The organism is Pseudoalteromonas sp. Isolate6 (assembly GCF_022398435.1).
Lineage (GTDB): Bacteria > Pseudomonadota > Gammaproteobacteria > Enterobacterales > Alteromonadaceae > Pseudoalteromonas > Pseudoalteromonas galatheae.
Genome location: NZ_JAKEVK010000425.1, coordinates 1 through 551 on the forward strand (window position 1 = coordinate 1; position 551 = coordinate 551).

The following is a 551-nucleotide window of genomic DNA, read 5'->3' on the forward strand; positions in this document are numbered from 1 at the left end:
ACACCGTATACGTCATCTTACGATTTTGCACAGTGCTGTGTTTTTAATAAACAGTCCCAGCCACCTGGTCACTGCGGCTCTCGTTTGCTTACAGAGCAAGTCCTTCACAAACAAGAGCGTACCTTCTCCCGAAGTTACGGTACAATTTTGCCTAGTTCCTTCACCCGAGTTCTCTCAAGCGCCTTAGTATTCTCTACCTGACCACCTGTGTCGGTTTAGGGTACGATTCAGTATAAACTGAAGCTTAGAGGCTTTTCCTGGAAGTAGGGCATCAACAACTTCACCACCTTGGTGGCTCGTCTCGACTCTCAGCCTTRGCAACCCGGATTTTCCTAAGTCACCAGCCTACAGCCTTTCACATGGACAACCAACGCCATGCTTGCCTAGCCTGCTCCGTCCCCCCATCGCATTCATACCGAGTACGGGAATATTAACCCGTTTCCCATCGACTACGCTCTTCAGCCTCGCCTTAGGGGTCGACTCACCCTACCCTGATTAACATGGGATAGGAACCCTTGGTCTTCCGGCGGAGGAGTTTTTCACTCCTCTTG

General features: G+C 50.5%; 1 rRNA gene. It reads right to left on the reverse strand.

The features are described from left to right. Positions 1-550: ribosomal RNA gene (locus L1D50_RS23310) — 23S ribosomal RNA — on the reverse strand; the annotation flags it as partial. Between the last annotated feature and the right edge of the window lies 1 nt (position 551).